The following is a 23623-nucleotide window of genomic DNA, read 5'->3' as shown; positions in this document are numbered from 1 at the left end:
TAATCCCGTCGCGTCAGCAGCCTGGCATGGCGATTCGCCGTGGCCTGGCGTTTGGCCGCTAATCGCGCTTGCAGGCCGAGACTACCACGATACCCCCCTGAGTGATGGTGTAGCCGGCTTTCTGGTCTGCGTCGCGGTCATAGCCAATTACGGCTCCGTCCTCGATCTGCACACCTTCGTCAATAATGGCGCGACGAATGCGCGCACCACGGCCCACATTCACCCCTTCAAGCAGTATCGAATCCTCGACTACCGAAAAGCTGTTGATGCGACAACGTTGCCCCAGTACCGAACGCCGTACCGTGCCACCACTGATGACACACCCCCCGCAAACATAAGAGTCCAGGCATTGTCCGCGACGATCATCATCATCAAACACCGTCTTGGCCGGCGGAAGATTGCTCGGTTTGGTCAGGATCGGCCAACGATAGTTGTACAAATTCAATTGAGGAGACACGGCAACCAGATCCATGTTGGCCTCGTAGTAAGAATCCAGCGTGCCGACATCCTTCCAGTAGCCTTTTTCCTCAGGCGTCATGTCCGGAATCAGATTTTCATTAAAGTTATAGGCATATACGGCATCGCCCTGCGCCAACATCATGGGGATCACATGTTTGCCAAAGTCGAGATCGGCATAGCGCTTTTTGCCTTCCTTAATCATCTGAATCAGCTTTTGCCGAGAGAAGATGTAGTTGCCCATGGAAGCGAAACAGGTATCCCGCCCGGGAATACACTGGGGCTGTTCGGGTTTTTCAGCGAACTCCAGTACACGCCCCTGCTCGTCGACACTGAACACCCCAAAACGCCGGGCTTCGGCCTGTGGTACTTCCAGCGAGGCAATCGTGATGTCCGCCTGGTGAGCACTGTGGAAGTCGATCATCTGGCGAATATCCATCTTGTAAATATGGTCCCCGCCAAACACCGCCACATAATCGGCATCTGAGTCTTCAACAAATCGCAAGTAGTGGCCGATCGCATCCGCAGTGCCTTTAAACCACTCCTCACCATCACTGTTGGTTTCAGGAGAGATGGCTTCGAAATGCTCATCCCATCCGGTCCATTTATCCCATGAGTCCCGAATATGCTTATTGAGTTGATAGGACTTGTACTGTGTCAGGACATAAACATTTTTGATGTTCGAATTGAAGAAATTGCTGAGCACAAAATCGATGATTTTGTATTTCCCGCCAAATGATACGCCTGGCTTAGGACGGGACAGCGTCAGTGGGCTTAAGCGCTCACCTTTGCCGCCAGCCAACACCATAGCGATAGTTTTACGGGATGTAGGGTTGATAGCTGTCATTATGTAATCCCTTGTGCTTAGTTATCGTGCCAAGAATGCCTTGAAAACGGTATCAAGACCACTCCGAGTCTACCGCAGCAAGATGTCGATTCTGCTAACTGGATCCAGTTTTACCAGCTACAGAGGGATCGGTTTCACTTTGTTACGCTGTGCCTATAATCTGCCTTGTCACGGATAAAACAAAGGCAGCCATAGTGCTGCCTTTGTACATTGACCCGCGATTATTTGCTGACCTCAACTCACCGATTCCGGTGCCTGACTGACAACCGTCAGATCTTCACCGGCCATCTCGCGTTCCATCAGAGTAAAGGCATGTTGTATCGAAGCCGCGGGTGCCTTATCCAACAGACTGACCACGACGATACCAAGAGAAGCCAACATGAAACCCGGCACCATTTCATACAGCCCCCACCAGGCGCCATTGCGCCAGACGATGACGGTCACAGCCCCGACAATCATGCCGACCAGCGCACCGTTACGCGTCATGCGCCCCCAGAGTACCGAAAACAGCACCACAGGACCGAAGGCCGCACCAAAGCCAGCCCAGGCATACCCCACCAGCCCCAGCACCTGACTATCGGGATTGCGGGCGATCACCAAAGCGATCACCGCTACCAGCAGCACCATGCAACGGCCAAACCATACCAGCTCCCGCTCCCCGGCTTGCGGACGGAAAAACGCCTTATAAAAGTCCTCGGTCAGCGCCGATGCCGACACCAACAGCTGGCATGACAGGGTACTCATCACCGCGGCCAGAATGGCGGATAACAAAATACCGGCAATCCACGGATTAAACAGAACCTGAGACAAGGTGATAAACACCCGCTCCCGATTTTCTTGCACCGGCGCCGCCAGTTCGGGGTGAGCGGCAAAAAATGCAATACCGAAAAAACCGACGGCAATGGCGCCGCCCAGGCAGAGGATCATCCAGGTCATACCGATGCGACGAGCCTTGGTGATCGTCTGTACCGAATTGGCGGCCATGAAACGGGCCAGGATATGCGGTTGCCCCATGTAGCCCAGCCCCCATGCCATCAGCGATACGATACCGATACCCGTCGTGCCGCTGAACATATCGGTGTAGCTTAAGTTGATGCTCTCGATGGCTTGCAAGCTCTCATCAAAGCTGCCCAATGAGACCATCACCATAACGGGCGTCAGCAACAGCGCAAAAATCATCAGCGTTGCCTGCACTGTGTCAGTCCAGCTCACCGCCAGGAAGCCACCGACAAAGACATAGACAATGGTGGCCAGCGCCCCAGCCCACAGTGCAGTCTGATAATCCAGTCCGAAGGTCTGCTCAAACAACCGCGCTCCCGCCACCATGCCGGAAGCACAATAGATGGTGAAAAACAGCAGGATAATGATGGCGGAGAACAGGCGCAGCAAACGACTGCGATCCTCGAAACGGTGGGTGAAAAAATCCGGCAGGGTCAATGCATTGTGGCTGATTTCGGTGTAGACCCGTAGCCTACCGGCCACAAACAGCCAGTTAAACCAGGCGCCGAGAATCAGGCCGATGGCAATCCAGCTCTCGGATATCCCGGCCGCAAAGATGGCACCGGGCAGCCCCAGCAACAACCAGCCACTCATATCGGACGCTCCGGCACTCATTGCCGTGACGAAGCTGCCCAGTGAGCGGCCACCCAGGATATAGTCTGATAGATTGCGAGTATAACGCCACGCGGCGAACCCGATCCCCACCATGGCCAAGATGTAAACCACGAAGGTGATCGTTGTTGGATTAGAGAAATTCATCGGCTTCCTGCCTCAATTTATAATATGAAGGGTTGATTTTGCTGAAGGATTAATCTACCGACAAGAGCTAGTTCGCCACGTCAATGAAAAAAAGACATTCATTTACCTCTTTGCTGCGTGCGATCAAATTTTGGAGTCTCGGATGCCACAGTTATTTCACGTCGACGCCTTTACCGCTCAGCCCTTTGCCGGTAACCCTGCGGCGGTGCTTTATGCATCTGCCCCACTCCCTGACACGACACTCCAGGCTATTGCGGCCGAGATGAATCTGTCAGAGACGGCATTCGTCTTTCCACAGCAAGAGAATCTATTTCTGTTGCGTTGGTTCACTCCGCAGACCGAGGTCGAACTCTGCGGTCATGCAACCCTGGCCAGTGCCCACGTACTCTGGCAACAACTTGACTGTCCGCACCCGGTATTGCGATTTGCCACACGCAGCGGTGAATTGACCGCCAGACGCGGTGATAACGGCATTGAACTCAACTTTCCTGCTGCCAAGCCGCAAGCCATAACACTACCCACAGGCTTGCTTGCGGCACTCGGTCTCACAGCGACGCGTTATACCGGCAGTGCCAATGGCAAGTGGATTATCGAAGTCGATAGCGAGGAACAGGTGCTGGCGTTGCAGCCGGACTTTAACGCGTTGCGCCAGCTCGAAGGGCGCGGCGTCATGGTCACCGCCCGGGCCTCACGCTCAGGCTATGACTTCGTATCGCGCTATTTCGCGCCTTGGGTAGGCGTGGATGAAGACCCCGTTACCGGCTCCAACCATGGTATTTTGGCTAGTTATTGGCAGCCCATCCTGCAGCAAACCCGTTTTATGGCATGGCAAGCGTCCGCACGCGGCGGCGAAATGGAGGTTCACCTGACTGGAGAGCGAGTGTTACTCTTTGGCCAGGCCGTCACCCTCAGCCGGGGTGAATGGTTGTTACCTTGAACCCTTGGCACGGAGATCCCATGCGTTACCGTCTCATTTTAATACCGCTGCTGGTTCTTTTGGCCGCCTGCAGCAGCCTGAATCAACTCAAGGCCCCTAACGCCACCGTCACCGCGGTACGCCCGATCCAGGGCAAAGGCATGTTGCCGGATTTTGCCATCGATCTGCATCTGACCAATCCGAACGATCAGGCGCTGTCGTTGCGCGGTGCCAGCTATACGCTGAGTATCGATGACCAGCAGTTAGTCAGCGGTGTGGCCAGCAAGTTGCCCACACTACGCGCCTATGGCGAAGCCGATGTGACGCTGACCGCCACCCCGGATGTCTTGGGCACGCTGGGACTGGCGCAGAAACTACTGCAGAGCCAGAACATCAGCCAGCTGCGATACAAATTCACCGCACGCCTCGATCTGGCCGCGCTGTTACCCGATCTGGTGATTGAAAAAGAGGGCGCGCTCTCGCTGCCGGCTGGGAAGCGCTAAGTCAGGATGCATCTGGCATAAAAAAACCCGGCTCGGCCGGGTTTTTCTTTATGACGTGTACGTTGACACGCTGCAGTGGGGAGGCTTAGACCAGGCTCTCCTGAACCCGTGCGTGCAGCTCTTGTACCGAGCTGACACTGGCGGTTTCATCCACCGGCATGGCCATGCAGCAGGCAAACGCAGCATTCAACGTCGTGGTGTAGGAGACCTTGTGTTGCAAGGCACCACGGCGTAGCTGCTTGGAGTCCTCGATCGCCTGGCGACCTTCAGCCGTGTTGACGATATAGGTGTACTCCCGATTCTTGATGCGGTCGAGAATGTGCGGGCGGCCTTCGTGCACCTTGTTCACCAGACGCGGGTTGATGCTGGCTTCACCCAGGATCACCGCCGTGCCGTGTGTCGCATCCAGCTCGAAACCGGCCTCAATCAGCTTGGAAGCCAAATCGACCACCCGCTGCTTGTCACCATTGCGCACCGACAACAGCACGCGGCCAGTACGCGGAATGGCACTGTTGGCACCCAGCTGCGCCTTGGCATAGGCTTCGGCGAAGGAGTCACCAACCCCCATCACTTCACCGGTAGAACGCATTTCCGGGCCGAGCAACGGATCGACACCCGGGAATTTGTTGAACGGCAGCACTACTTCCTTGACCGAGTAGAACGGCGGGATGATCTCCTTGGTGAAGCCCTGCTCGGTCAGCGACTGGCCAGCCATGACGCGTGCTGCGATCTTCGCCAGCGGTGCACCGGTGGCCTTGGAGACAAACGGTACCGTCCGGGCGGCACGCGGGTTGACTTCAATCAGGTAGATTTCGTCATCCTTGACCGCGAACTGCACGTTCATCAGTCCAATGACGCCGAGCTCCATCGCCAGCTTGCGTACCTGTTCGCGGATTCGATCCTGAACGTCTGCAGACAGGGTGTACGGCGGCAGCGAGCAGCCGGAGTCACCAGAGTGAATACCGCACTGCTCGATGTGCTCCATGATGCCGCCGATCACCACCTGCTCACCGTCACAGATGGCATCGACATCCACCTCGGTGGCGTCATCGAGGAAACGATCCAGCAGCACCGGTGATTCGTTGGAGACACTGACCGCCTCGTTGAAGTAGCGGCGCAGATCCTGTTCGTCATAGACGATTTCCATCGCCCGGCCACCCAGCACGTAGGACGGACGCACGACCAGCGGGTAAGTGATGCGGTTCGCCGTTTGCACCGCCATCTCGATGGTGGTAACAGTGCCGTTTTCCGGTTGCTTCAGGCCAAGACGCTCAACCGCCTGCTGGAAGCGTTCACGGTCTTCGGCGCGGTCGATGGCGTCCGGGCTGGTACCGATGATCGGTACGCCAGCGGCTTCCAGAGCACGCGCCAGCTTCAGTGGCGTCTGGCCACCGTACTGCACAATGACACCCTTCGGCTGTTCAACACGGACGATTTCCAGCACGTCTTCCAGCGTCACCGGCTCGAAGTAGAGACGATCCGAGGTGTCGTAGTCAGTGGAGACGGTTTCCGGGTTACAGTTGACCATGATGGTCTCGTAACCGTCTTCGCGCAGTGCCAGTGCGGCGTGTACGCAGCAGTAGTCAAACTCGATACCCTGGCCGATACGGTTCGGACCACCACCCAGCACCATGATCTTCTGGCGATCGGTCGGTGCCGCTTCGCACTCTTCATCATAGGTGGAATACATGTAGGCGGTGTTGGTGGCAAACTCGGCGGCGCAAGTATCGACACGCTTGTAAACCGGCACGATAGCGTGCTTGTGGCGCAGCTTGCGGATCTCGCCTTCACCGACACCCAGCAACTTGGCCAGACGGGCATCGGCAAAGCCTTTGCGCTTGAGCAGGCGCAGAACTTCCGGCGTCAAACCAGTCATGCCGCCTTCCCGCACCTGATCTTCGAGCTTGATGATCTCTTCGATCTGCACCAGGAACCAGGGGTCAATCTTGGTCAGCTTGAAGATGCCTTCAACCGACAGGCCGGCACGGAACGCATCGCCGATGTACCAAATCCGCTCGGCACCGGCGTTTTGCAGCTCATGGCTGATCCGCGAGAAGCTGGCCGGATCCTTGGCATCGACCATGGGATCAAACCCGGTCTTGCCGGTTTCCAGACCACGCAGCGCCTTGTGCAGCGACTCCTGGAAGTTACGGCCAATTGCCATGACTTCACCCACAGACTTCATCTGGGTCGTCAAACGATCGTTGGCGCCGGCAAACTTCTCGAAGTTAAAGCGCGGCACCTTGGTAACGACATAGTCGATAGAAGGTTCGAACGAGGCCGGTGTCTTGCCACCGGTGATGTCGTTCATCAGCTCATCCAGGGTATACCCCACTGCCAGCTTGGCGGCGACTTTGGCAATCGGGAAGCCGGTCGCTTTGGAGGCCAGTGCCGAGGAGCGGGAAACCCGCGGGTTCATCTCGATGATGACCATGCGGCCATCCTTCGGATTGATACCGAACTGGACGTTGGAGCCACCGGTTTCCACGCCGATTTCACGCAGTACCGCCATGGAGGCGTTCCGCATCAGCTGGTACTCCTTGTCGGTCAGCGTCTGGGCTGGCGCGACCGTGATGGAGTCACCGGTGTGCACCCCCATGGGGTCAAAGTTTTCAATTGAGCAGACGATGATGCAGTTGTCGTTACGATCCCGCACCACTTCCATTTCGTACTCTTTCCACCCGATCAGCGATTCGTCGATCAGCAACTCCTTGGTCGGCGAGAGATCCAGACCACGTTCGCAGATTTCGACAAACTCTTCCGGGTTGTAGGCAATACCGCCGCCTGAGCCACCCATGGTGAACGACGGGCGGATGATGCAGGGGAAACCCACCTTGCGTTGCACATCCCAGGCTTCATCCATGTTGTGAGCGATGCCGGCACGTGGACACTCCAGACCGATGCTACGCATCGCCAGATCGAAGCGGTGGCGATCTTCGGCCTTGTCAATCGCATCGGCGGTAGCACCGATCATCTCGACACCGAATTCGGCCAACACACCATGACGCTCCAGATCGAGCGCACAGTTCAGCGCGGTCTGGCCGCCCATGGTCGGCAGTACGGCATCCGGTCGCTCTTTCTTGATGATCTCGCGCACCACTTCCCAGGTAATGGGTTCGATATAAGTGGCATCGGCCATCTCGGGATCCGTCATGATGGTCGCCGGGTTGGAGTTGACCAGAATGACGCGATACCCCTCTTCGCGCAGTGCCTTACAGGCCTGGGCACCAGAGTAGTCAAACTCACACGCCTGACCGATGACGATGGGACCGGCACCCAGAATCAGGATGCTGTTAATGTCTGTACGTTTTGGCATGGCAGCCCTACTCCTTACGCGCGGTACTTCTTGATGAGCTCGATGAAATGGTCAAACAGTGGCGCCGCATCGTGCGGGCCCGGGCTGGCCTCAGGGTGGCCCTGGAAGCTGAACGCCGGTTTGTCGGTACGATGAATACCCTGCAGGGAGCCATCGAACAACGACTTGTGCGTTGCGCGCAGCGTGGCAGGCAGCGTGGCTTCATCCACGGCAAAACCGTGGTTCTGACTGGTGATCATCACCACATCGCGGTCCAGGTCCTTCACCGGGTGGTTACCACCGTGGTGCCCAAACTTCATCTTCACTGTCTTGGCGCCGGAGGCCAAGCCCAGCAACTGGTGGCCAAGGCAAATACCAAAAACCGGGATCTCGGTCTTCAAGAATTCCTGAATCGCCGCAATGGCATAATCACAGGGCGCAGGATCCCCCGGGCCATTGGAGAGGAAGATGCCATCCGGATTCATCGCCAGAACGTCGGCAGCGGGTGTCTTGGCCGGCACGACTGTCAGGCGGCAACCGCGATCAACCAGCATGCGCAGGATATTGCGCTTGGCACCAAAGTCATAGGCCACGACATGGAATGGCAGTTCAGCCGGCGTCGTGTGGCCCTTACCCAGCTCCCAGCTGCCTTCCGTCCAGCTGTAAGCCTCGGCGACCGTGACCTCTTTGGCCAAATCCATGCCCTTGAGTCCAGGGAACGCCTTGGCGTGGGCCAGTGCCGTTGCTTCGTCGAGCTGTTTGCCCGTCATGATGCAACCAGCCAGCGCGCCCTTCTCACGCAGGATGCGCGTCAGTTTGCGGGTATCGATATCGGCGATACCCACCACATTCTGGCGCTTGAGATAATCGGAGAGAGAGAGTTCGGAACGGAAGTTGGAGGCGATGAGCGGGAGATCGCGAATGATGAGGCCTTGTGCATGGATACTTGCGGACTCTTCGTCTTCGCTGTTGGTGCCGGTGTTGCCGATGTGAGGATAAGTGAGGGTAACAATCTGGCGGGAATAGGAAGGATCAGTAAGGATTTCCTGATATCCCGTCATCGAGGTATTGAAGACCACCTCTCCAACGGAACAACCTTCGGCGCCAATTGAAACGCCCTTGAATATCGTGCCATCTTCCAACACGAGTAAGGCAGTATGAGTCAAGACGACCTCCAATTTCGTGATTTTTTGGGGGTTTGCCCTATTTGGTAATGAAAGCCCGATTTTTTAGAATCAAGCCTCTATCTCCAGGCAAATTTCGCGCATTTTACATGAACGAAGATTCTTTTCAACCCCGCATAAACCACAAAAGAAAATTAATTCTAAAAAAAGGAATATATTTTCAATTTACGCATTAATTGACAGCAAGAAAAAACACGGAATACAAGCAAAAACGTTTTACACGACACCAATGAACACATGAATCAAAAAAACGACAACAAACAAATCTAACTTCATGTATTTTATGAAATAAAAAAATCAATCAAATAAAATTAAATCAACAATTTTCGCCATAATACACCGCAAAGACACCAAACAATCCAGCCAAAATCAATGGCGCATAAAAATTCAAATGATGATTGACAGCATAGCGTGGCAGCACACTTCCTAAGGGACAATCAGCGCCCGTCTCGCCACCCATAAGTGGCACTCAAAAAAAAACCGCCTTACGGCGGTTTTTCATCACTTTAACTGCAGAACATCCTGCATGTCATACAAACCCGGTGTTTGCTCTTTTAACCAAACTGCCGCACGAACTGCGCCATTAGCAAATGTGGACCGGCTTGACGCTTTGTGCGTTATCTCAACCCGCTCACCAATATCGGCGAACATCACGGTATGCTCACCCACCAGATCACCGGCGCGAATGGTTGAAAAACCGATCGTGCTGCGCTCCCGCTCACCAGTGATCCCTTCTCGACCATAAACAGCACACGATTTCAAATCTCGGCCCAATGTTTTAGCCACAACTTCGCCCATGCTAAGCGCAGTCCCGGACGGGGCATCCACCTTATGTCGGTGATGTCCTTCGATAATCTCGATATCGGTATACTCACCCATTACCCGTGCCGCCTGCTCCAGCAATTTGAATACCAGATTCACGCCGACACTGTAATTAGAAGCAAATACGACCCCAATCTGTTTAGCGGCAGCAGCAATCGCGGCCTTACCAGCATCATCAAATCCGGTGGTGCCAATCACAATGCGTTTACCATGAGCAACCGCCAGCTGGAGATGGGATAACGTGGGTTCAGGGCGGGTAAAATCAATGATGACATCGAATTGATCAATCACGTTGGCAAGATCAGCGACGATATTGACTCCCAAAGCCCCAATACCGTTAATCTCACCGACATCCATTCCAATCACGGCAGCGCCTGGCCGCTCGGTGGCAACGGTTAAACGGGTCGCCGGATTATTGGCGATGGCGTCGATCAGTATCTTTCCCATACGACCATTACAGCCGACCAACGCAACACGGATTTGATTATCCATATCCTTTTTCCTTTTTCTTCGCCTAGCTTGGTGCGGCAGTTTACCCAGACGCTGGCCGCTTTGAAAAGGGGGCAAAAAAAGGCCGGATGACTCCGGCCTTTTTCGCGATTAGACGATGTCTAACAGCTCAACTTCAAACACCAGGGTGGAGAACGGTGGAATCGAACCGGCACCGCGTTCGCCATAGGCCAGATGATGCGGGATCGTCAACTTCCACTTGGAACCTACCGGCATCAGTTGCAACGCTTCAACCCAACCGGCAATCACACCAGTCACCGGGAATTCGGCCGGTTGCCCACGGCGTACCGAACTATCAAACACGCGACCATCCGGGAAGGTACCATGATAATGCACTCGCACCTTATCACCCTTGGCCGGCATGCTGCCCTTGCCTTCGACCAATACTTCGTATTGCAGCCCAGAATCGGTCACCGTCACTTCATCACGAGCCGCATTGGCCGACAAGAAGGCCTCGCCCTGCGCTTGTGCGGTAACGGCCAGCTCACGTTCAGCCGCCTCAAGACGCTCGGTGATCACTTCGAAGGCTTCGCCGATCTCCTGCTGGTCAACAGCAAACGCTTTGCCCAGTACCGCGTCCTCGATACCCTGCTTGACCGCAGCCAGGTCCAGTCCATCGAAGGACTGTTGGGAAAGCTGGTCACCGATTTGGCGCCCAATACCGTAGCTGGCTTTCTGTTCGTGGGTAGTAAATTGCGTCATGGATACTCCATAGGTAGGCCGTGATGGCATCAATGAAGCCCGGATGATAGCAGAGTTTTGTGCTTGCCGGCATGCTGGCGTGCTAGCGGAGACTTAATGAGCGGAACATGTGCCGTTGTTGATACTGCCCTTGCCCTACCATTTGCTGATGATGACGACCGTCATACCGAAAGCCTTCGCGCAGATAAAAATGTTCTGCACGCAGGTTGTTGGCCAGCACCCAGAGATCAACGCGCTGCATCTGCTCAGTGCGCATGTCGTCTAGCCCCTGTTGCAGGAGTTGATGACCTATACCCTGATTCCAGAAAAACGGATGCAGATAAAGTGATTTCAGCAACGCTTGTGATCGCAACTCCGGGTGCCAGAATAAAAAACCGACCAAGCCATCATCTATCTCGGCCAGTATGGTATGGCATGGCCAATCCACCAGGCGTTGCATCCAGATGGCAATGCGCTCTTGCTCAGATCGCAACGGAAACGACGAAGGCAGCAGTCCGCTGTAGGCTGCAGACCAGCTCTCCTGTTGCACTCTGGCAATTTCCGGCGCGTCCTTGCTTTGCGCCGGGCGCAGCGTTAAAACTGACATTGCGGCTTTCGACCCAACTCGCGGGCTTTAGTATAAAGCGGAGTTACCGCATCCAGTTGGCGACTCAGTTCGTCAATCCGGTGTTGATCCGAGGGGTGCGTAGACAAAAACTCCGGAGGCTTCTTGCCGCCACTGATCTGGGCCATGTTCTGCCACAAGGAAATCGCCTGCTCCGGCTTGAATCCGGCCATCGCCATCAGTTGCAGGCCCAATACATCCGCTTCCGTCTCCTGAATCCGTCCATATGGCAACAACACGCCAACCTGGGCACCGATGCCCAGAGCTGCCATCGCCGGTTCACGGTAGCTGGCGTCGCCAAGTGCGGCATCCGCCGCGACCATACCCACCCCGGCCAGCTGACTCTGCGATAACCGTTCATTTGAATGGCGAGCTAACACATGCGCCACCTCATGCCCCAACACGGCCGCCAGCTGATCCTGATTATTGACAGCTTTGAACAAACCGGTATAGACACCAATACGCCCACCAGGCAAGGCGAACGCATTCACATCTGGGGAGTCAAACAGTTCCACCTGCCAGTCCTGTGTGGAGTAGTTATAGCTGGCTGGAATTTGATGCACGATGGCATCGGCCACGCAGCGAACAAATCGCGTTTTTTTCTTGTCAGTCGAAATTTTTTCTTCTTTTTTGAGTTGCTCGAATGATGTCAAGCCAAGTTGAGCCACTTCACCATCGCTAAAGAGTATCAACTGTCTGCGGCCAGTCGGTGATGTCGCACAGGCCACTAACAAAACACAGGCCAGTGCTCCGGATATCCAACGCTTCTTCATGCCATCCCCCTTATTATTTATGACCGAATGTTAATCCATTCAAGGGCTTTGACAAGTAAAGGCTATCGTCTCTGCATCAGGATTTGCTTGTCGCTGCTGCAAAAAAATAACGCACCTGTGCAGGTGCGTTATTTAACATCAGAAGATCAGCGCTGGAACTGTTCCGGACTGATTTGGCCGATTTCCGGCGCAGTCTTGTCAGACAACAGCCACAGAGTAAATTGATGCAACTGGGCGTGATGGGACAACGCCACGAGGAAAGCTCCACCTACCTCACGGTAGCCAAGCTCATAGTTCTTCAACGTTGTCGGTGGCACACTAAGCAGCTCGGCAAATTTCGGGCGACTCAGACCTACAGTTTCGCGAATTTGACGGATTTTTTGTCCTACAGAGACTTCACTGTTATTCATACGATTCCTCACACAGCTAGCGTTGCGACCAAAGGCCGCAAAAATGATTCAGACCAAGTAGACCAGTTTTAGTACGTCAGTTTTATCCTGCTCGGCTGTATCTTTGTTCTGTCGTTATTGTGTCGTTATCGTTGTGTCATCTTCGCGTGCTTACTTGCCGTATGACAATTGTGCAATTACACAATTGTTCCTCGGCGATGCGCATGTTAAACCTATCAGTTGACAGGGTAAACAAAAAAACAGTTTCCACTTGAATTCTAGTGTAGCCCATTTGGAGCATTGTCAACGCATGTCACACTCGCTTGCCGTCAGCTTCCCTTCATCCATCGTTAACCCAAGCCATGCCCATCAACATGATAGCCAACTGCTGCAATTGGACATTAGCGAGAGCGATGCCATTTTCGTTGCTGCGCTGAATTCGCAAACAGGTGCACAATGGCTGCGTCTGAGCCAACATTGGCGCAAACCGCTGCTCGTGCAGGAAACGGAGCATGGGTATCGTCTGCATCACCTTGTACCATCGGCCTCTCGCGGAACGCCAACAAGTGCAAATGATGATGAACGGATTCAACAACAACAGCTGCTACCATTTGAGCAATGGGATGGCGAACAGCCTGTCCTCTGGCTCGTCGTACCGGCTTTCATGCTCCCGCTGGCCAGGGCCCTGGTGTCAATCCATCGCCTGGATCCATATCTTTCCCGTCATTATTTCCGCCAGCTAACGCCGATACTCAGCCATCTGACAGGCGTCGATCACGAGGCGCTACTCATGCAGGCGCTAGGGGCCGAATCAGGCTTGTTGACCGAGAGGCAACAGGCCTACCGGCAGTTCGAAAAAAAGCTTGTCAGACAGTACCGCGGCCATTGAGTCCATCACCACTACAATATCTGATAAAACCACTCCATTCTGCTCATTTTTCAGCCAACTACATGATGAATAAGACTTTCTTGTTGTTTTTTAACCATCATGGGGTATTGGCAGCGCATGGGACTCGGCTCATAATATGACGCGCGTCACAATCCCGCCCGAGAGCGGGGCCTATCCATGTTGGAGATAACAATGAAATTGACAGTGGCTTCATCCCTCGTTGCCAGCCTGATGGCTGGTCTGATGTTCAGTGCCTCCGCCCACGCTAACGATGCCGAAGGTGCCTACTTCGGCGCTGGTGCTGGCTGGTCCCAGTATCGCGATCTGAACGATGTCGCAAATACCGGCGTTAACCGCGATGCCTTCTCCAGTCGTCTGCTCGGTGGTTATACCTTCAATGAGTTCTTTGGTCTGGAAGCCGGTTATGACTGGATGGGCCATGGTAAAGTCGGCGATGACACTTATCGTATCGATGGCTGGACACTGTCCGCCTTGCCGCGCTACCCGCTGAGCAAAGAAATTTCCCTGCTGGGTGAAGTCGGTCTGATGCGTGATTACGCGACCAATGATGACCGTCAAACCAAATCTCATGGCTACTCACCGGTCTTCGGTATCGGTGCTGCGTACCGTGTTAACGATGCCGTGGATCTGCAGGCGCGCTATCGCATCGTCGATGACGCAGGTCGCCAGGCTGCCGGCAACACCGATGTAAACAACCTGGGTTTTGAAGTTGTTTACTACCCGACCCGTAGCAGTGCCCCCGCACCGGTTGTCGCTCCGGCACCTGTCGCCGAAACCGCAGCTGCCCCGGCGCCGCAGGAAGTTGTCGAGACCAAGCGTTTTACGCTGACCTCAGATGTCCTGTTTGACTTCGGCAAGGCATCCCTGAAGCCGGAAGGCAAGGCCGCCCTGACCAAGCTGTACAACGAAATTTCATCCCTGGACATGAAGGATCACCAGACCGTGGTGTTTGGTTATACCGACCGTATCGGTAGCGATGCCGCTAATATGAAACTGTCGCAACAACGTGCCCAATCCGTCGTCAACTACCTGAAGGCACAAGGTATCGCCGCTGATCGCATCACGGCGACCGGCCGTGGCGAAGCCAACCCGGTGACCGGCACGACCTGCAATGGCATCAAGAACCGCAAGAATTTGATCTCTTGCCTGGCCTCTGACCGTCGTGTAGAAATCGAAGTCAAGGGCATCAAAGAAGTCGTAGTTCAACAGTAATCGCGACTGCGCCATGCAATACTCGAACGCCCGGAGATCCGGGCGTTCTTTATTAGCAAACAGAGACTCATAGGTGACTGAAATGGAGAAACAACCGATTACCTCTGCCGCTCTGCTGGAGCTGGCCAACAAGATGCTGCGCGAACATGAAGATTATATGTCTGGTATAGAAGCCCAGTCGGTCGAGCAAAAGAACGGCATCCTGGTGTTTAAGGGTGAGTTTTTCTTCGATGAGCAGGGCTTGCCGTCCCCCAAGAGCATGATGGTATTCAATCTGTTCAAACACCTGGCCCAAACCCTGTCGGGGCAATACCAGCTGATAGACTGACAGCGACAGCTTGCCTATCCAGATGACGAATGACAGAATTCGTCCACCCTGAATGTTGTGAATTTGTAACATGACCACGACGATTTACGGTATCGCCAATTGCGATACCATCAAGAAAACCCTGAACTGGTTTAAACAGCAGGGCCTAGCGCATCATTTTCACGATTACCGCAAGCAGGGCATTGATGCCGATTGGCTCGCCGCCGTCGAATCGAAACTCGGTTGGGAAGCGATGTTGAACCGTCGGGGCACCACATGGCGCACGCTGGATGAAAAACTGCGCGCCAATCTGGACCAGCAGGGGGCACTGCTGCTAATGCAGCAACACCCTGCGCTCATCAAACGTCCTCTGATTGAACACGAGGGCCAATGGCTAATCGGGTTTGATGCCGATACTCTGACCGAATTGATGCTCTAAATTTCACCGCAAGGATGCCCGATGTCTGACTCCCCTGTATATACGCTTGCCTGCGATCTGATCCGTCGCCCCTCTGTCACCCCTGAGGATGCCGGTTGCCAGCAGATGATGGCCGATTACCTGAGCCGCCTTGGATTCACCATCGAACCCATGATCTTTCACGATACAACGAACCTGTGGGCTCGACGCGGCACCGAGGGGCCGGTCTTCTGCTTTGCCGGGCATACGGACGTTGTTCCGCCGGGGCCGCTGGAGAAATGGCACACCCCCCCGTTTGAGCCGACATTGCGTGACGGCTACCTTTACGGGCGCGGCGCTGCCGACATGAAGGGGTCAATTGCTGCCATGATGGTGGCCGTCGAGCGTTTCATCAACGCGCATCCCGATCATCAGGGCTCGATTGCCTTCCTCATCACCAGTGATGAAGAAGGTCCGTTCATCAATGGTACGCCCAAGGTGGTCGACACACTGGAAGCGCGCGGTGAAAAAATCACCTGGTGCCTGGTCGGCGAGCCCTCCTCTACCGCGTTACTCGGCGACGTCGTCAAAAATGGTCGGCGCGGATCCATTACCGGCGATCTGAAAGTGATCGGTATCCAGGGACATGTGGCCTACCCACATCTGGGGCGAAATCCGATCCACCAAGCGGCTCCTGCACTGGCTGAACTTGCGGCCATGCAATGGGATCAGGGCAATGCATCCTTCCCGCCAACCAGCTTCCAGATTGCCAACATTCGTGGTGGAACCGGCGCCTCTAACGTGATCCCCGGCGAGCTCGACGTCCAGTTCAATTTTCGTTTCAGTACCGAATTGACCGCTGCGCAGATTAAGCAACAGGTGGTCGACATTCTCGACAAGCATGAACTCGAGTACGAAATAAACTGGACGCTGAGCGGTCATCCATTCCTGACCGCCGCCGGTGATCTGGTCGATGCGACGGTGGCTGCAATTCATAGTCAGACAGGACGTCAAACCGAACTATCGACTTCCGGTGGAACCTCTGATGGCCGCTTCATCGCCCGCACCGGTGCACAAGTGATCGAATTGGGCCCGGTCAACGCAACCATTCATAAACTGAATGAATGCGTAAAACTGTCGGATCTGGAGCTATTAAGCGACGTATATACCGATATTTTACGACGCTTGTTGGCCTGAGGTTCCGATGCTAAGTACGGCTCAATGGCTCGGCTTGGATGATAGTCACCTGGTGGAGGTGCCGAATAATGCACCACACCGCTTGACGGCTGCCACTGCCATCGCCTTTTGCCAACTGCAACAGGCGGCAGCGGCTGATGGACTGAGGGTTGGAATCGCCTCCTCGTATCGCGATTTTCAACGTCAGCGCCAAATCTGGAATGGCAAATTTGACGGCTCTCGACATGTTCACGACGATGCCGGCCGCACGGTCGACATGAGCCGGTTGGATGATGAGGCCAAAGTGGATGCCATCTTGCGCTTTAGTGCCATACCCGGCGCTAGCCGCCATCACTGGGGGACGGATCTGGATCTGTTTGCCCCAGCCCTGCTCCCGGACGGACAACGGCTGCAACTGGAACCGTGGGAATATGCCGATGATGGCTATTTCAGTCCTCTCACACACTGGCTGGATGAGCACATGGCAGTTTTTGGGTTTTATCGACCCTTTGGCGACGGCCAGTCGGTTGCCGCCGAACCATGGCATATCAGCCATCAGCCGGAAGCTCAGGCGATTCAACAACAGCTGAGCATCGATGCCCTGGCGGAGCTGCTGCTTGCCAGTCAGGTTGCCGGCAGCCAGCTATTGTTAGCGCGTCTACCTCAACTTTGGCAAAATTATGTCTTGGTTAACATGGGCAAATAGGGTGACATGCCCCCACGGTATGTCTCGGGAGGAAGTATGTGGCTATGGATTGTAATCGCGCTGCCCATTATTTTATTGATAGGCTTGCTGTTTAACGCGGTGCGTGACATGAAACGTCTGGAGCGAGAGCTACCGAACTACCGGGATAAGGTTCGGCGCCTGGTCGATGACGAAGACGATGCCGATCATTGGCTCAATCGACCGACGGCTCCTTGTCAATCAAAACCGGCCGCCTCATCGCCGGAGCGCAAGGATAGCCAACCATAATCCCCGGCAAACACCCCATGTCCATTCAGCGGCTGATATGCCCTCAGAATAAAAAACAGCGCCTTGCGGCGCCGTTTTTATCGATGTCAGGCAAACGTTTGTGTGCCGGACAAAATCAGTCGAGCTTAACGCCCAGACGATGTGCCACTTCTTCGTAGGCTTCAACGACGCCACCCAGCCCCTGACGGAAACGATCCTTGTCCAGCTTTTGACGGGTTTCTTTGTCCCACAGGCGGCAACCATCCGGTGAGAACTCATCGCCCAACACCACCTGACCTTCAAATACACCGAATTCCAGCTTGTAATCGACGAGGATCAAACCTGCCGCATCAAACATGGCCTTCAGCACATCGTTAACCTTGAAGGTCAGTTCCTTCATCTTGGCCACTTGTTCGTCGGTCGCCCAGCCGAAAGAACGGATGTGATAGTCGTTGACCATGGGGTCATGCAGCGGATCATTCTTCAAGAAGAATTCGAAGGTCGGCGGATTAAGTTCCATCCCTTCCTGCACGCCCAGACGACGGCAAATCGAGCCGGCCGTGACGTTACGCACCACGCACTCAACGGGGATCATCTCCAGCTTCTTGACCAGCGCCTCGTTGTCGGACAACAGACGATCCATCTGGGTCGGCACACCGGCTTCTTCCAGCTTGGTCATGATGAAATGGTTGAACTTGTTGTTGACCATGCCCTTGCGGTCCAGCTGTTCAACTTTCTGACCATCAAAAGCTGACGTATCGTTGCGGAACAGCAGGACGAGACGGGTCGGATCGTCAGTGGTGTACACGGATTTGGCCTTGCCACGATACAGTTCGGCTTTCTTTTCCATTTAGAACTCACTCCAGTGTGGTGTTAGCAGATAAAGACAAAGGGGCACACAGGCCCCTTTGCAATCACTTCTTCGTCACGACGGTCTGCTGACGGCTGAATGCCTTGGACAAACCGAGGAACATCTTACTGACGACAGAAGACGGTACCGGCTTCTTGTCCTCATCAAACAGGGTAATGGACGTCTTGCCCTTATACTCGCCAAATTGCAGGCGATAGGTGCCAGAATCCAGCCCGAACGGCTCGATATCTTTCGCCTTCCAGAAATCACTGTCCGGCTCGTCATAATCCACGACGATCAGTCCCTTGGACTGGGTCTTGGTAGTAACTTCAAAGTTCAGTTGCGGCAACAGTGTATTGATACGGTTCCAGGCCGTCTCGAACGAGGCATCGACCAACCAGGCCGTCAAACCGTTGTCATCCACACCCAATGACATTTGCAGCCGGTTGCTGTCCTGGTTGATAACACCAGCCCGCAGTTGCTGGTCATAATCGATAGCGACCTGATTAAGCATTAGTGCCGAGAAACGTTGCTGATCAAACGCAGTCAACGCCGGCATGTCATCGCCGTTCTCACCATATTCATGGCTCAGCAACTGAGCGGCCAGCCCGGTACGGTGACGCTCTTTGTCACTCTTGATAACAAATCGGTAGCGTTGATGAACCTGAATCTCCTCATCATCTGCTGACTTATCCGTCCAGGGAGCAAGGCGCGTGTTGGCATAGAACCAGCCCGTATCCAGACTGCGATTGGCGACATTCATATCTTCAATGGCAATACCGCGCCGACGCAGGAACCCTATCACTTCGTTCCAGATATCGTTGTCAATCTGCTGCGTCACGCTGCGCGCCGTGAACCACAAGGTCATGCCCTTGCCATCCGGCTCGGCCCGGCTGCCCGGAACCAGGGTGAAGACCTGCATTGGTGTCCGAACATCGACATCAGCACCCAACGGGCTGTTCGCAACCCCGGCCGCCAGAGCCGGGATCCGGTATTCGGTGACAAAACCTGGAGAATCAAGCCCGCTCGGCACCACGAATGGCTTAGTCACAGGTTTGACATCCAGGTAGTCAAATCCGCGATCAGCTTGTCGACGATCTGCCTCCGAGGAACACCCTACCAGCATCAGTGTTACGAGGCTCCCTGCCACCAGCATGGAGAACGGGAACGTTTGATGTTTATGCACGCTTGATTAACTCCGCTCGGTTCAACGCCTGCTCCATCGCCTCGACCCCGGCAGGGCTCAGCGGTGTCAGCGGCAGTCGTAATCCGCTATTGGTTATCAAGCCCAGCCGGGCACACGCCCACTTGACCGGGATTGGATTCGATTCGATAAACAGCGTCCGGTGAGCCGGCATCAACTGTTCGTTCAAGGCCAGCGCCGCATCGCGATCACCCGCCAAGGCTTGACGACACATCAGTGCCATTTCGGCCGCTGCGATGTTAGCGGTAACTGAAATCACGCCATTACCGCCGCGCAGCATAAAATCGCACGCACTGGCATCATCACCGCTATAGAGCGCAAAGTCATGCCCACAGCCCGAACGCAATGATTCTACACGGGACACGTCACCTGTGGCCTCTTTCAGACCACAAATACCAAACTGATGGGCCAATCGTGCGACTGTCGTGGGTTGCAAATCACAGCCCGTTCGGCCGGGAACATTATAGAGGATTTGAGCCAGACCACTAGCCTCACCGATCGTTGCATAGTGGCGGTAAAGCCCTTCTTGAGTCGGTTTGTTGTAGTAGGGCGTGACGGACAACCCCCATTCAACCCCGATGGCCTTCAGCTGACGGGCCAGTTCAATGGCATGACGAGTATTGTTACTACCACAGCCAGCGACCACAGGAAGGCGTCCAGCCGCGTAAGTCAGTACCGCCTCAACGACAGACAGATGCTCTGCCATGTCCAGGGTAGCCGACTCACCTGTCGTACCGACGACAACCAGTCCCGAAGTACCCGCCGCGAGGTGATACTCGACCAGACGTTGCAATGAGGAAAAATCCACCGCCCCCTGCTCGTCCATGGGGGTGATGAGGGCAACGAGACTACCGCTTAACATGAATCTGAACTCCGCTTTGGCGAGGGCGCTATGGTAAGGCCGGACCCCGCCAATTACAAGGGAAGGCAGTAGACCCGCCAGCAGTCTGTGCTACCATCCCCCCATAGGTTACAGTCGGAAATGTCCCATGATTCATTATCTTGTGGTGACCGCACTCGGTAGCGATCGCGCGGGTATCGTCAACCAGGTTACCCATGTTATCAGCGAATGTGGTTGTAACATCGTCGACTCGCGTCTGGCCATCCTGGGCAACGAGTTCACCTTTACCATGTTATTGTCCGGCGAGTGGAATGCGCTGACGCGGCTGGAGTCGATATTACCCACCAGGAGCCACGAGCTTAATCTTGTGACGTTGATGAAACGCACGACACGGCACCAGATAACGGATTATCCGCTGCGCGCCCAGGCAGAACTGTTGATCCGGGACGAACCCGGCATCGTAAGCCAATGTACCGGTTTTTTCAGTGCCCAGGGTTGGGATCTGCATGCACTGCGTTCGGAAACCCTGCCGATGACACCCCATGACATGCTGCACGCCCGATTTGAACTGCAATTGCCTCAGATCGACAGTGAACCGATGTTAGCCGCTCAGTTTGCTGACTTTTGTCAGCAGTTGGGGGCCGAACAATACGAATTTTCTATCCTGCACAAGCCCGGAGGTCATACATGCCCAGATTAACAGCCGGCCAGCCGGCCCCAGACTTCACCTTGCCAGATCAGAACGGCGTTGCCGTCAGCCTGTCGTCTTTGCGTGGACAAAAGGTGCTGATCTACTTCTACCCTAAAGCCGCGACACCCGGGTGCACGACGCAAGCCTGTGGGCTGCGAGATACCGCAGCCGAGTTCAACAGCCTGAACACCCGTGTGCTTGGCATCAGCCCTGACGCGCCGGCCAAACTGAAAAAATTTGCAGACAAGCAGCAACTGAACTTCACACTCCTGGCGGATGAAGATCATGCCGTTGCCGAGGCGTTTGGCGTCTGGGGACCGAAAAAATTCATGGGCAAGGAATTTGATGGCATCCACCGCATCAGTTTTCTCATTGATGAACAAGGTCTCATCAGCCAGGTGTTTGACGACTTCAAAACCAGTAACCACCACGACGTGGTGCTCAATTATCTTAAAAACCGCTAAGCAGCAGCCGGGTTATCCCGGCTGTCACCTCCCCGACCGCACTGTGCAGGACGGCATCTGCGACCTGAGACGCCATGCACAGCCGCTAGCAGATTGAACACGGCCATGAACATTTCGACGTTTGCCAAGCTCACCGGATTATCGATACACACCTTGCGTTATTACGAAAAACTGGGGCTGCTCAGTAACATCGGGCGCAACGCCAGCGGACACCGCTGTTACACGCCGGCCGATGCCCAGTGGGTAAACTTCATCAACCGCCTGAAGGCCACGGGGATGCCGTTACGACAAATTATCGATTATGCCAGGCTGCGCGCGCTCGGAACGCCCACGCTGGCGGCACGGAACCGCCTGCTCTGTCAGCATAGGGATGCATTGCAACAGCGATTGCAGCAAGACCTCGAACACCTGCATGCGCTGGAGGCCAAGATAGCCCTCTATCAGCAGCAACTGAACAAGGTAGCCGACCAATAAAAGCCCTTGCGCTAGAGTGCGCTCGAGGTTTTAGCCTCTTGTGGTCTTTGTCCACAGGAGGGGCGCAGCATGAGCACGACACGTTATGAACAGGGCTGGCAGCAACTGACCAGCATTGATGGTCAGGCCGGTCAGACGGTGATAGACAGCCTGGAGGCCATCTGTCCGGATCTTGGGCGTTACATCATTGAGTTTGCGTTTGGCGATCTCTACTCCCGGCCGGGTCTCGATTTGCGCGCACGCGAAATAGCGACCGTCGCGGCACTGACAGTACAGGGGCACAGCGCTCCGCAACTCAAGGTACATCTGCAGGCGGCACTGAATGTCGGCTGCCAACCGGCCGAATTAATTGAAGTCATATTGCAGATGGTGGCTTATGCCGGCTTTCCGGCCGCCATCAATGCCATGCTGATCGCCAAGGAGGTCTTCCGCGAGCACCCGTTGTTACCCGCGACGGCCGTGAAATAAACATCACGCCCAGAAGGCATCTGGACCGGCACATGTGGTGCCGGTCCAGATACTTGCGATGTCTGACCATAGCGTTCGATTCCCCTGGCCGGTCTTGGCCAGCCGGTAGCGCAGCAGCCGACCGCATGTTGCATCCGCCTTGCTGGCAGCGCCCCCCGGTCTGGACAGCGAGAACAGGGCGGTATACAAAGGGGCATCGCGGTGCACAAGGAGTGGGAAATGCGTGTCATCATCTTGCAACATGTTCCGTTTGAAGGCCCTGGTTGTATCGAAGCCTGGTTGAACACCCGCGGCGCCAGTATCAGGACCATTCGCCTGTTTGCCGAAGACCCCTTGCCGCATCAGGAGGAGATTGACCTGTTAATCGCGATGGGTGGCCCCATGAGTGTCAATGACGAGGCCATCTACCCCTGGCTGGCTGCGGAGAAACGCCTGATAGCTCGTGTCATTGCCGCAGGCAAACCTGTGCTGGGGATCTGCCTTGGCGCCCAGTTGATGGCCGCCGCGCTGGGGGCCCGCGTCTATGCTGCGCCGAGCAAAGAGATTGGCTGGTTTCCAATCCATGCGGTCACGGCTTTGGGCGATCAGTTTGCTTTTCCCCCCAAGCTTGACGTCTTTCACTGGCACGGAGAAACCTTTGAGCTGCCAGCCGGCGCAACCCTGTTGGCCAGCAGCCAAGGCTGCCGTCATCAGGCGTTCCAGATCGGTCCACGCGCCATCGGCTTGCAATGCCACCTCGAAATCACGCCGCAAAGCGCCGCGAGTCTGATCGCAGCCTGCAAGGAGGAACTGCAGCCAGGTCAATTCGTACAGGATGAGGCCAGTCTGTTGGCCACCCCGTTCGAGCGCTATGCGCCTCCCCATGCCTTGATGGGGCAGCTGCTCGACTATCTGTTGCGGGCACCAGAGTAAGCAGCG

The 23623-nt window shown here is 55.1% G+C and carries 26 protein-coding genes; 14 read left to right on the top strand and 12 right to left on the bottom strand.

Annotation, left to right across the window (positions count from 1 at the left end):
* Positions 1 to 58: 58 nt before the first annotated feature.
* Together glgC and putP are read right to left on the bottom strand one after the other, a co-directional pair.
* A complete protein-coding gene (gene glgC, locus ACFOSS_RS03040; protein ID WP_377150547.1) occupies positions 59 to 1303 on the bottom strand; it encodes a glucose-1-phosphate adenylyltransferase in 1245 nt (414 codons plus the stop codon).
* A 234-nt stretch (positions 1304 to 1537) separates the two neighbouring features.
* Positions 1538 to 3061 carry a sodium/proline symporter PutP gene (gene putP / locus ACFOSS_RS03035; RefSeq protein WP_377150546.1) on the bottom strand — a complete coding sequence of 508 codons (1524 nt, stop codon included), beginning with the start codon at positions 3059 to 3061 and terminating at the stop codon, positions 1538 to 1540.
* 142 nt (positions 3062 to 3203) lie between these two features.
* Here putP and ACFOSS_RS03030 point away from each other — a divergent pair, with 142 nt between their 5' ends.
* Positions 3204 to 3998 (top strand): PhzF family phenazine biosynthesis protein, encoded by a 795-nt coding sequence (locus ACFOSS_RS03030; protein WP_377150545.1) that lies wholly within the window; start codon positions 3204 to 3206, stop codon positions 3996 to 3998.
* Positions 3999 to 4018: 20 nt separating this feature from the next.
* Complete coding sequence (locus ACFOSS_RS03025) at positions 4019 to 4480, top strand: LEA type 2 family protein (protein WP_377150544.1); 462 nt, start codon at positions 4019 to 4021, stop codon at positions 4478 to 4480.
* 85 nt (positions 4481 to 4565) lie between these two features.
* Here the strand turns inward: ACFOSS_RS03025 and carB are convergent, their stop codons facing one another.
* The 7 genes from carB to ACFOSS_RS02990 all read right to left on the bottom strand — a co-directional run bounded on the left by carB (position 4566) and on the right by ACFOSS_RS02990 (position 12780).
* Positions 4566 to 7796, bottom strand: coding sequence for a carbamoyl-phosphate synthase large subunit (gene carB / locus ACFOSS_RS03020; RefSeq protein ID WP_377150543.1), 3231 nt, complete (start codon positions 7794 to 7796; stop codon positions 4566 to 4568).
* Positions 7797 to 7810: 14 nt separating this feature from the next.
* Entirely contained in the window at positions 7811 to 8941 is a 1131-nt protein-coding gene (gene carA / locus ACFOSS_RS03015) for a glutamine-hydrolyzing carbamoyl-phosphate synthase small subunit (protein ID WP_377150542.1), read from the bottom strand.
* A 519-nt stretch (positions 8942 to 9460) separates the two neighbouring features.
* Positions 9461 to 10273 carry a 4-hydroxy-tetrahydrodipicolinate reductase gene (gene dapB / locus ACFOSS_RS03010; protein ID WP_377150541.1) on the bottom strand — a complete coding sequence of 271 codons (813 nt, stop codon included), beginning with the start codon at positions 10271 to 10273 and terminating at the stop codon, positions 9461 to 9463.
* 108 nt (positions 10274 to 10381) lie between these two features.
* On the bottom strand, positions 10382 to 10993 hold the full coding sequence (locus tag ACFOSS_RS03005) for an FKBP-type peptidyl-prolyl cis-trans isomerase (protein ID WP_377150540.1): 612 nt from the start codon (positions 10991 to 10993) through the stop codon (positions 10382 to 10384).
* A gap of 82 nt (positions 10994 to 11075) precedes the next feature.
* The gene (locus ACFOSS_RS03000) at positions 11076 to 11579 is read right to left on the bottom strand and encodes a GNAT family N-acetyltransferase (protein ID WP_377150539.1); all 504 of its coding nucleotides are present in this window, start codon (positions 11577 to 11579) and stop codon (positions 11076 to 11078) included.
* On the bottom strand, positions 11567 to 12370 hold the full coding sequence (locus tag ACFOSS_RS02995) for a M48 family metallopeptidase (protein ID WP_377150538.1): 804 nt from the start codon (positions 12368 to 12370) through the stop codon (positions 11567 to 11569). Before ACFOSS_RS02995 ends, ACFOSS_RS03000 begins: the two co-directional genes overlap by 13 nt.
* 146 nt (positions 12371 to 12516) lie before the next feature.
* Complete coding sequence (locus ACFOSS_RS02990; protein ID WP_377150537.1) at positions 12517 to 12780, bottom strand: helix-turn-helix domain-containing protein; 264 nt, start codon at positions 12778 to 12780, stop codon at positions 12517 to 12519.
* A 289-nt stretch (positions 12781 to 13069) separates the two neighbouring features.
* Between ACFOSS_RS02990 and ACFOSS_RS02985 the strand changes: the two genes are divergently transcribed.
* The 7 genes from ACFOSS_RS02985 (at position 13070) to ACFOSS_RS02955 (ending at position 17734) form a co-directional block, all read left to right on the top strand.
* On the top strand, positions 13070 to 13648 hold the full coding sequence (locus ACFOSS_RS02985; protein ID WP_377150536.1) for a hypothetical protein: 579 nt from the start codon (positions 13070 to 13072) through the stop codon (positions 13646 to 13648).
* 192 nt (positions 13649 to 13840) lie between these two features.
* Positions 13841 to 14881 carry a porin OmpA gene (gene ompA / locus ACFOSS_RS02980; protein ID WP_377150535.1) on the top strand — a complete coding sequence of 347 codons (1041 nt, stop codon included), beginning with the start codon at positions 13841 to 13843 and terminating at the stop codon, positions 14879 to 14881.
* Positions 14882 to 14963: 82 nt separating this feature from the next.
* Positions 14964 to 15209: a DUF2498 family protein gene (locus ACFOSS_RS02975; RefSeq protein ID WP_377150534.1), complete on the top strand. Its 246-nt coding sequence runs from the start codon at positions 14964 to 14966 to the stop codon at positions 15207 to 15209.
* 70 nt (positions 15210 to 15279) lie between these two features.
* Entirely contained in the window at positions 15280 to 15627 is a 348-nt protein-coding gene (locus ACFOSS_RS02970; protein WP_377150533.1) for an ArsC family reductase, read from the top strand.
* A gap of 21 nt (positions 15628 to 15648) precedes the next feature.
* Positions 15649 to 16782 carry a succinyl-diaminopimelate desuccinylase gene (gene dapE, locus ACFOSS_RS02965; protein ID WP_377150532.1) on the top strand — a complete coding sequence of 378 codons (1134 nt, stop codon included), beginning with the start codon at positions 15649 to 15651 and terminating at the stop codon, positions 16780 to 16782.
* 7 nt (positions 16783 to 16789) lie between these two features.
* The gene (locus ACFOSS_RS02960; protein ID WP_377150531.1) at positions 16790 to 17467 is read left to right on the top strand and encodes a M15 family metallopeptidase; all 678 of its coding nucleotides are present in this window, start codon (positions 16790 to 16792) and stop codon (positions 17465 to 17467) included.
* A 36-nt stretch (positions 17468 to 17503) separates the two neighbouring features.
* Positions 17504 to 17734, top strand: coding sequence for a hypothetical protein (locus ACFOSS_RS02955; protein WP_377150530.1), 231 nt, complete (start codon positions 17504 to 17506; stop codon positions 17732 to 17734).
* Positions 17735 to 17849: 115 nt separating this feature from the next.
* Here ACFOSS_RS02955 and purC read toward each other — a convergent pair whose 3' ends face one another.
* The 3 genes from purC to dapA form a co-directional block, all read right to left on the bottom strand.
* Complete coding sequence (gene purC / locus ACFOSS_RS02950; RefSeq protein WP_377150529.1) at positions 17850 to 18563, bottom strand: phosphoribosylaminoimidazolesuccinocarboxamide synthase; 714 nt, start codon at positions 18561 to 18563, stop codon at positions 17850 to 17852.
* Positions 18564 to 18627: 64 nt separating this feature from the next.
* Complete coding sequence (bamC, locus tag ACFOSS_RS02945) at positions 18628 to 19749, bottom strand: outer membrane protein assembly factor BamC (protein WP_377150528.1); 1122 nt, start codon at positions 19747 to 19749, stop codon at positions 18628 to 18630.
* On the bottom strand, positions 19742 to 20629 hold the full coding sequence (gene dapA, locus ACFOSS_RS02940; protein WP_377150527.1) for a 4-hydroxy-tetrahydrodipicolinate synthase: 888 nt from the start codon (positions 20627 to 20629) through the stop codon (positions 19742 to 19744). Before dapA ends, bamC begins: the two co-directional genes overlap by 8 nt.
* Positions 20630 to 20756: 127 nt before the next feature.
* Between dapA and ACFOSS_RS02935 the strand changes: the two genes are divergently transcribed.
* The 5 genes from ACFOSS_RS02935 to ACFOSS_RS02915 all read left to right on the top strand — a co-directional run bounded on the left by ACFOSS_RS02935 (position 20757) and on the right by ACFOSS_RS02915 (position 23617).
* Entirely contained in the window at positions 20757 to 21308 is a 552-nt protein-coding gene (locus ACFOSS_RS02935) for a glycine cleavage system protein R (protein ID WP_377150526.1), read from the top strand.
* Positions 21296 to 21763 carry a thioredoxin-dependent thiol peroxidase gene (gene bcp / locus ACFOSS_RS02930; protein ID WP_377150525.1) on the top strand — a complete coding sequence of 156 codons (468 nt, stop codon included), beginning with the start codon at positions 21296 to 21298 and terminating at the stop codon, positions 21761 to 21763. Before ACFOSS_RS02935 ends, bcp begins: the two co-directional genes overlap by 13 nt.
* Positions 21764 to 21868: 105 nt before the next feature.
* Positions 21869 to 22237: a MerR family transcriptional regulator gene (locus tag ACFOSS_RS02925; protein WP_377150524.1), complete on the top strand. Its 369-nt coding sequence runs from the start codon at positions 21869 to 21871 to the stop codon at positions 22235 to 22237.
* Between the two features lie 69 nt (positions 22238 to 22306).
* Positions 22307 to 22705 (top strand): carboxymuconolactone decarboxylase family protein, encoded by a 399-nt coding sequence (locus tag ACFOSS_RS02920; RefSeq protein ID WP_377150523.1) that lies wholly within the window; start codon positions 22307 to 22309, stop codon positions 22703 to 22705.
* A gap of 219 nt (positions 22706 to 22924) precedes the next feature.
* On the top strand, positions 22925 to 23617 hold the full coding sequence (locus tag ACFOSS_RS02915) for a type 1 glutamine amidotransferase (RefSeq protein WP_377150522.1): 693 nt from the start codon (positions 22925 to 22927) through the stop codon (positions 23615 to 23617).
* Positions 23618 to 23623 lie beyond the last annotated feature (6 nt).

Source organism: Pseudaeromonas sharmana, from assembly GCF_042649925.1.
Taxonomy (GTDB): domain Bacteria; phylum Pseudomonadota; class Gammaproteobacteria; order Enterobacterales; family Aeromonadaceae; genus Pseudaeromonas; species Pseudaeromonas sharmana.
The sequence above is the reverse complement of the archived record's forward strand: the minus strand, read 5'-3'. Positions and strand labels throughout refer to the sequence as shown.

Bases quoted from the DNA above. Each gene is read 5' to 3' on its own strand.
- glgC (WP_377150547.1), bottom strand. From the start codon at position 1,303: ATGACAGCTATCAACCCTACATCCCGTAAAACTATCGCTATGGTGTTG.
- putP (WP_377150546.1), bottom strand. From the start codon at position 3,061: ATGAATTTCTCTAATCCAACAACGATCACCTTCGTGGTTTACATCTTG.
- ACFOSS_RS03030 (WP_377150545.1), top strand. From the start codon at position 3,204: ATGCCACAGTTATTTCACGTCGACGCCTTTACCGCTCAGCCCTTTGCC.
- ACFOSS_RS03025 (WP_377150544.1), top strand. From the start codon at position 4,019: ATGCGTTACCGTCTCATTTTAATACCGCTGCTGGTTCTTTTGGCCGCC.
- carB (WP_377150543.1), bottom strand. From the start codon at position 7,796: ATGCCAAAACGTACAGACATTAACAGCATCCTGATTCTGGGTGCCGGT.
- dapB (WP_377150541.1), bottom strand. From the start codon at position 10,273: ATGGATAATCAAATCCGTGTTGCGTTGGTCGGCTGTAATGGTCGTATG.
- ACFOSS_RS03005 (WP_377150540.1), bottom strand. From the start codon at position 10,993: ATGACGCAATTTACTACCCACGAACAGAAAGCCAGCTACGGTATTGGG.
- ACFOSS_RS03000 (WP_377150539.1), bottom strand. From the start codon at position 11,579: ATGTCAGTTTTAACGCTGCGCCCGGCGCAAAGCAAGGACGCGCCGGAA.
- ACFOSS_RS02995 (WP_377150538.1), bottom strand. From the start codon at position 12,370: ATGAAGAAGCGTTGGATATCCGGAGCACTGGCCTGTGTTTTGTTAGTG.
- ACFOSS_RS02990 (WP_377150537.1), bottom strand. From the start codon at position 12,780: ATGAATAACAGTGAAGTCTCTGTAGGACAAAAAATCCGTCAAATTCGC.
- ACFOSS_RS02985 (WP_377150536.1), top strand. From the start codon at position 13,070: ATGTCACACTCGCTTGCCGTCAGCTTCCCTTCATCCATCGTTAACCCA.
- ompA (WP_377150535.1), top strand. From the start codon at position 13,841: ATGAAATTGACAGTGGCTTCATCCCTCGTTGCCAGCCTGATGGCTGGT.
- ACFOSS_RS02975 (WP_377150534.1), top strand. From the start codon at position 14,964: ATGGAGAAACAACCGATTACCTCTGCCGCTCTGCTGGAGCTGGCCAAC.
- ACFOSS_RS02970 (WP_377150533.1), top strand. From the start codon at position 15,280: ATGACCACGACGATTTACGGTATCGCCAATTGCGATACCATCAAGAAA.
- dapE (WP_377150532.1), top strand. From the start codon at position 15,649: ATGTCTGACTCCCCTGTATATACGCTTGCCTGCGATCTGATCCGTCGC.
- ACFOSS_RS02960 (WP_377150531.1), top strand. From the start codon at position 16,790: ATGCTAAGTACGGCTCAATGGCTCGGCTTGGATGATAGTCACCTGGTG.
- ACFOSS_RS02955 (WP_377150530.1), top strand. From the start codon at position 17,504: ATGTGGCTATGGATTGTAATCGCGCTGCCCATTATTTTATTGATAGGC.
- purC (WP_377150529.1), bottom strand. From the start codon at position 18,563: ATGGAAAAGAAAGCCGAACTGTATCGTGGCAAGGCCAAATCCGTGTAC.
- dapA (WP_377150527.1), bottom strand. From the start codon at position 20,629: ATGTTAAGCGGTAGTCTCGTTGCCCTCATCACCCCCATGGACGAGCAG.
- ACFOSS_RS02935 (WP_377150526.1), top strand. From the start codon at position 20,757: ATGATTCATTATCTTGTGGTGACCGCACTCGGTAGCGATCGCGCGGGT.
- bcp (WP_377150525.1), top strand. From the start codon at position 21,296: ATGCCCAGATTAACAGCCGGCCAGCCGGCCCCAGACTTCACCTTGCCA.
- ACFOSS_RS02925 (WP_377150524.1), top strand. From the start codon at position 21,869: ATGAACATTTCGACGTTTGCCAAGCTCACCGGATTATCGATACACACC.
- ACFOSS_RS02920 (WP_377150523.1), top strand. From the start codon at position 22,307: ATGAGCACGACACGTTATGAACAGGGCTGGCAGCAACTGACCAGCATT.
- ACFOSS_RS02915 (WP_377150522.1), top strand. From the start codon at position 22,925: ATGCGTGTCATCATCTTGCAACATGTTCCGTTTGAAGGCCCTGGTTGT.